7 protein-coding genes and 2 pseudogenes are annotated in these 5,631 nt (G+C 71.6%); 4 read left to right on the top strand and 5 right to left on the bottom strand.

Annotated features, from left to right (window positions below):
• Positions 1-148 (top strand): annotated as a pseudogene (locus tag PSH25_RS25940) (anthranilate phosphoribosyltransferase); the annotation flags it as partial.
• A 138-nt stretch (positions 149-286) separates the two neighbouring features.
• Positions 287-490, top strand: coding sequence for a hypothetical protein (locus PSH25_RS25935; protein ID WP_238661540.1), 204 nt, complete (start codon positions 287-289; stop codon positions 488-490).
• 103 nt (positions 491-593) lie between these two features.
• Here the strand turns inward: PSH25_RS25935 and PSH25_RS25930 are convergent, their stop codons facing one another.
• Both PSH25_RS25930 and ctaC read right to left on the bottom strand, forming a co-directional pair.
• Complete coding sequence (locus PSH25_RS25930; protein ID WP_238661539.1) at positions 594-1,019, bottom strand: cytochrome c oxidase subunit 4; 426 nt, start codon at positions 1,017-1,019, stop codon at positions 594-596.
• Between the two features lie 10 nt (positions 1,020-1,029).
• Complete coding sequence (ctaC, locus tag PSH25_RS25925) at positions 1,030-2,001, bottom strand: aa3-type cytochrome oxidase subunit II (protein WP_238661538.1); 972 nt, start codon at positions 1,999-2,001, stop codon at positions 1,030-1,032.
• 230 nt (positions 2,002-2,231) lie between these two features.
• Between ctaC and PSH25_RS25920 the strand changes: the two genes are divergently transcribed.
• Both PSH25_RS25920 and PSH25_RS25915 read left to right on the top strand, forming a co-directional pair.
• Positions 2,232-3,383 (top strand): cysteine desulfurase family protein, encoded by a 1,152-nt coding sequence (locus PSH25_RS25920; protein WP_238661537.1) that lies wholly within the window; start codon positions 2,232-2,234, stop codon positions 3,381-3,383.
• A complete protein-coding gene (locus PSH25_RS25915; protein WP_196918979.1) occupies positions 3,380-3,613 on the top strand; it encodes a sulfurtransferase TusA family protein in 234 nt (77 codons plus the stop codon). The genes PSH25_RS25920 and PSH25_RS25915 overlap by 4 nt, the downstream gene beginning before the upstream one ends.
• A gap of 110 nt (positions 3,614-3,723) precedes the next feature.
• Here the strand turns inward: PSH25_RS25915 and PSH25_RS25910 are convergent, their stop codons facing one another.
• From PSH25_RS25910 to PSH25_RS25900, 3 genes and pseudogenes are all read right to left on the bottom strand, one after another.
• A complete protein-coding gene (locus tag PSH25_RS25910) occupies positions 3,724-4,701 on the bottom strand; it encodes a carbohydrate kinase family protein (protein WP_238661536.1) in 978 nt (325 codons plus the stop codon).
• A gap of 200 nt (positions 4,702-4,901) precedes the next feature.
• On the bottom strand, positions 4,902-5,270 hold the full coding sequence (gene erpA, locus PSH25_RS25905; protein WP_238661535.1) for an iron-sulfur cluster insertion protein ErpA: 369 nt from the start codon (positions 5,268-5,270) through the stop codon (positions 4,902-4,904).
• A gap of 169 nt (positions 5,271-5,439) precedes the next feature.
• Positions 5,440-5,631: pseudogene (locus PSH25_RS25900) on the bottom strand (glycerate kinase); the annotation flags it as partial.

Here is a 5,631-nt window from a genome sequence, read left to right as displayed (position 1 = left end):
CGCGGCTGCGGCGCTGGCCACCCAGGGCCCGCTGGACGGCGACCTGACCGAGGCGCTCCGCGCCGGCCTGGCCCGCGCGGCCGAGGCGATCGACTCCGGCGCGGCCGCCGCGACCCTGGACCGTTGGATCGAGACGGCCACCGCCTGACCCCGCCCTCGCCGGACCCGTCGGCGCGGAGATTTGTCGGACCCGTCTGGGAAACTACAGCTGAGTGGTTCTCTGCTGCCGTCGGTGCGTCGTTGTCGCATCCGGGGGTGGTCCGCCTGGTATCGAGAGGAGACGCCCGTGTCGCATCGCGAGCTCTACTGCGACGTCTGCGAGGGCGTGGCGCTGTTCGAGGCGCCGCCCTGCGTCGACGGCCACGGCACTGACTGTCCAGAGCTGATCTGCACCGACTGCGGCGCCGCCGTGGTGGTCGGCGCGTTCGCCTTCCCGGTCACCCGGCTGGCCGTCCGCCGCCGTCAACCCGCCCGCCGCCACGCCGCCTGACCGCCGCACCACCCGACCCGGCGCCGCGCATGACGGAAGGCCCGCTCCCCTCGGGGAACGGGCCTTCGTCGTGCGGGTTCGGTCGCGACGGCGACCGGGTGGGTCAGTGCTCGGCGGTGCGCCGGGTGCCGCTGTAGTACTCGAACAGCAGCCCACAGGCGGCGAAGACGACGGCCAGCAGGCCGGCGCCGATCAGCCAGAACTGCCAGAACACCATGCCGAGCGCGGCGATCGCGGCGGCCAGCGCCAGACCGAACGGCCAGTAGCTGCCCGGGCTGAAGAAGCCGACCTCGCCGGCGCCGTCGGCGATCTCGGCGTCCGGGCGGTCCTCCGGGCGCAGGTCGATGCGGCGGGAGACGAACCAGAAGAAGCCACCGCACATCGAGCAGAGCAGGAACGACAGCAGCAGGGCGACGGTGCCGACCCACTCGATGCCGCCGGACTCCCCGTTGGTCCAGGCACCGTAGAGGATGGTGGCACCGAAGAGGAACCCGGCGATGATCAGGAAGATACGCCACTCGGTCTTCATTGCGGCTGCCTCAGCTTCCCGTGCGAGCCGGAACGTCGTCCGGGTTGAAGTTGCCCTGCGTCCGCCGCGTCTCGAACGGCCGCGTGGTCTGCGCGTACGGCTGCTCACCGATCGCGGACAGCGCATCCTGCGTGGACTTGCCACTCTGCTTGGCCGCGAGGAACTGGTCGTACTTCTCCGGCGAGACCACCCGCAGCTCGAAGTTCATGAACGCGTGGTAGCTGCCGCACAGCTCGGCGCAGCGCCCGACGTAGGCACCCTCGGCATTCAGGCTGGAGACCTCGAACACGTTGCGGATCTTGCCCGGCATGACGTCGCGCTTGAAGAGCAGCTCCGGCACCCAGAACGAGTGGATGACGTCGCGGCTGGTCTCCTCGAACCGGATGGACCGGTTGGTCGGCAGCACCAGCACCGGGATGACCTCACTGGTGCCGAGCGTCGACGCGGTGGTGCGGGCTTCCGTGCCCTGGCCGTCGCGGTAGTTGAACTGCCAGTTCCACTTGAACGCGACGACCTCGACCGTGACGTCCGGGTTCTTCGACAGCTTGTCGACGTCGGTCTGCACGATCGCCGTGTAGTAGAAGAGCACGGAGACGATCAGGATCGGCGCGATGGTGTAGAGGAACTCCATCGGCATGTTGTAGCGGGTCTGCACCGGCAGCGCGTTGCCACGCTTGCGGTAGCGCACGACGCACCAGAAGATCAGGCCCCACACGAAGACGCCGACCGCGAGCGCGGCGATGCAGGAGGCGATCCACAGGTCGTACATCCGCTTGGACTCGGCCGAGATGCCGCCCTGCGGCCAGCCGAAGCCGTGGAACGTCTGACCGACGTCACAGCCCGTGAGCAGAACCAGCAACGCCACGCCACCGAGACCGAGCCCGGCCAGGCGACCAGCACCACGCCCCCGGCGTCCACCAACCCCTGGGGAAGCGCTGTGCCGTACGGCCGACGGCCGTACCTCCGAACTCCTTGCGACCACCTGGTCCTGCCTCCCTAGCGCGCCGCGGTGCGTCTTTCCTCAGCACCGGCGGCAAAGGCGTCACCGACGGTCGCAGATTACTCGACCATGACGGGCTCGGCCGTGGTGGGGTCACTGTCCGACCCCCATCGGGGGCATCCTAGGCATACCGCCGCGATACCGTGATGATCTGTGAGCGCGAGGAGTGAGCCGGGGTTGCGAGCCCCGCAGTCGCGAACGAAGGCAGGTCTGTGAGCGCATCCCCGGTCTACCTGGACGCGGCGACCGCCGCGCCGACGCATCCGGTCGCGCGGCAGGCGCTGCTGGCCGCGCTCGACGACGGCTGGGCCGACCCGGGCAAGCTGTACACGCAGGCCCGGCGGGCCCGGCAACTGCTCGACGCCGCCCGCGAGGCCACCGCGCTGACGCTCGGTGTCCGCGCCGACGAGGTGTCCTTCACCCCCAGTGGTACGACCGCAGCCCACGGCGCGGTGCTCGGGGGTCTGGCGGGGCGGCGCCGGGTCGGGTCGACGCTTGTGCACTCGGCGATCGAGCACTCGGCGGTGTTGCACGCGGCGGAGCGGCACGTCGGCGCGGGCGGGACGGCCACCGAGGTGCCGGTCGACCGGTTGGGCCGGCTGGACCTGACCGCGTGGTCGACCGCGGTTCGGGCCCCGGGGGTCGCGCTGGCCGCGTTGATCACCGCCAGTCACGAGGTGGGCACCGTGCAGCCGGTCGCCGAGGCGGCGGCCGCGTGCGCCGACGCGGGTGTGCCGCTGTACGTGGACGCGGCGCAGTCGGTGGGCCGGGTTCCCCTGCCGGCCGGCTGGTCGGTGCTCACGGCGAGCGCCCACAAGTGGGGCGGACCACCCGGGGTGGGGGTGTTGGCGGTGCGCAAGGGCACCCGCTGGGAGTCACCCTGGCCGGCCGACGAGCGGGAGAGCGGACGTACCCCCGGGGTGGTGAACCTGCCCGCGGTCGTGGCGGCGGCGGCGAGCCTGCGGGCGGCGGCGGCCGACGCGGCGGCCGAGGCGACCCGGCTGGCCGCCCTGGTGGACCGGGTGCGGGAGCGGGTCGCCGCGGAGGTGCCCGACGTGGAGGTGGTGGGCGACCCGGTGCTGCGGCTCCCCCACCTGGTCACCTTCTCCTGCCTGTACGTCGACGGGGAAGCGCTGCTGCACGCCCTGGACCGGCGGGGCTTCGCCGTGTCGTCCGGCTCGTCCTGCACCTCGTCCACGTTGCGTCCGTCGCACGTGTTGGAGGCGATGGGGGTGCTCTCACACGGCAACGTGCGGGTCAGCCTGCACCGGGAGACGACGGAGGCGGACGTGGAGCGGTTCCTGACCGAGTTGCCCGGGATCGTCGCCGGGCTGCGCGCCGAGGCCGGGGTGGTGGGGCTGTGACGATGCCGGACGAGGTGATCGACTGCCGGGGGCAACGCTGTCCGCTGCCCGTGATCGCGGCGGCGCGACGGATGCCCGAGGTGCCGGTCGGCACGGTGGTCCGGGTGCTGGCCGACGACCCGGCGGCGGCGGTCGACATTCCCGCCTGGTGCCGGATGCGCGGCCAGGAGTTCCTCGGCTCGGTCGACGGCCCCGACGGCCCCGCCTACGACGTCCGCCGCACCCACTGACCCCACCATCGCCCCACCCGGCGTCGATCATGGAGTTGTGGTGGGGGACAAAGGCCGCAGAGAGCTGCCATTCGGCCACCACAACTCCATGATCAACCCAACTGGAAGGGTTACGGGAGGAGGTGGGGGCGGACCTCGTCCGCTGCGGTGTCGCCGTAGGACTCGGCGAGCCGCTTGACGAACAGGTCGCGGCGGACGTCGTACTCCTGGGTGCCGACGGTCTCCAGGACCAGCGTGGCCAGCAGCGAGCCGACCTGGGCGGCCCGTTCCAGGCCAACTCCCCAGGAGAGCGCGGTGAAGAAGCCGGCCCGGAAGCCGTCGCCGACGCCGGTCGGGTCGACCGCCCGGATCTCCCGCGCGATCGGTACGTGGATCGGGTCGATGCCGCGCCCGGCGATCTCCACACCGTGCTTGCCCAGCGTGGTGACCCGCACCTTGACCAGGTCCAGCAGTTGGTCGTCGCTCAGCTGCGCCTTGCTCTGCAGCAGCGACTTCTCGTAGTCGTTGGTCATCAGGTACTCGGCGCCTTCGATCAGCGCCACCACGTCCTCGCCGCCCATCCGGGCGAGCTGCTGGGACGGGTCGGCGGCGAAGGCGTACCCGCGGGTGCGGCACTCGGCCGAGTGGCGCAGCATCGCCTCGGGGTCGTTGGCGCCGACCAGCACCAGGTCCAGACCGCCGAGCCGGTCGGCGACCGGGGCCAGCTCGATGTTGCGGGCCTCACTCATCGCACCGGCGTAGAACGAGGCGATCTGGCACATGTCGGTGTCGGTGGTGCAGACGAAGCGGGCGGTGTGCGCCACCTCGCTGACGTGCACCGAGTCGCAGTCCACGCCGTGGCGCTCCAGCCAGGAGCGGTAGTCGGCGAAGTCGGCGCCGACCGCGCCGAGCAGCACCGGGCGCAGGCCGAGCTGGCCCATCCCGAAGGAGATGTTCGCCGCCACGCCGCCGCGGCGGAGCACCAGGTCGTCCACCAGGAAGGAGAGGGACACCTTGTGCAGTTGATCGGCGATGAGCTGGTCGGCGAAGCGACCGGGGAAACTCATCAGGTGATCGGTGGCGATCGAGCCGGTGACGGCGATCTTCATGTCAACCCTCGGGGTCGGGAGCAGGGCGCGGTCAGCCTACCGGCACGGCAACCCGATGGTCACCGCTCGGTCGGACAACGGCAACCAGCTCGCCACGGCCCTCTGCGGGACCGCTCCCAGACCGGTGTGCGACCCCCGACCGGTACGACGATGGGGCCGTCCCGAAGGACGGCCCCATCGTCGCTGGTGTGTGGTGTGACTCAGTTGAACGAGTCACCGCAGGCGCAGGAGTTGCCCGCGTTGGGGTTGTCGATGGTGAAGCCCTGGGCGTCGATCCGGTCGGCGAAGTCGATCGTCGCGCCGGAAAGGTACGGGGCGCTCATCCGGTCGACGACGACCCCGACACCACCGAAGTCGGTCACGACATCACCGTCGAGCGAACGCTCGTCGAAGAAGAGCTGGTACCGCAGGCCGGAGCAGCCGCCCGGCTGCACGGCGACGCGGAGCCGCAGGTCGTCGCGGCCCTCCTGCTCGATCAGGGCCTTGACCTTCTGCGCCGCGACGTCGGTGAGGACGACGGAAGTAGGGGCCTGGGCCTCGGTCGACTCGGTCTGCGCTGGCGTGGTCACGTGGAAGTCTCCCTGCGCGGTTTGGGTCCGGACGCACTGGCCAACGTCGCACGCCGTCCAGTGATTCCCGGTTGTGGTCCTCAGCCGATCGTACGCCGCCTCGGCCGGGCTCACCCGCGTGGCGTGACCCCCGCCCCAGGTCGGCCGCCAGTCCCAGCGGTCGGGACGCTCAGCGGCTCCACTGCCGGGCCAGCCGGGCGCCCAGCTCGCGCAGCCCCTCGGCGGGCCGGCTCAGCGCGGCGTCGAGCCCGCCGCCCTCCTCGCCGCCGAAGTGCTCCACCAGGCTGTACGCGTCGGTCACCCCGGCCGAGGCGGCCTCCCGCCGGCCGGTGCTCACCTGCCCGGCCACCACCACGCACGG

The organism is Micromonospora foliorum (assembly GCF_022229015.1).
Classification (GTDB): Bacteria; Actinomycetota; Actinomycetes; order Mycobacteriales; family Micromonosporaceae; genus Micromonospora; species Micromonospora foliorum.
The sequence above is the reverse complement of the archived record's forward strand: the minus strand, read 5'-3'. Positions and strand labels throughout refer to the sequence as shown.

Bases quoted from the DNA above. Each gene is read 5' to 3' on its own strand.
- PSH25_RS25910 (WP_238661536.1), bottom strand. From the start codon at position 4,701: ATGAAGATCGCCGTCACCGGCTCGATCGCCACCGATCACCTGATGAGT.
- PSH25_RS25930 (WP_238661539.1), bottom strand. From the start codon at position 1,019: ATGAAGACCGAGTGGCGTATCTTCCTGATCATCGCCGGGTTCCTCTTC.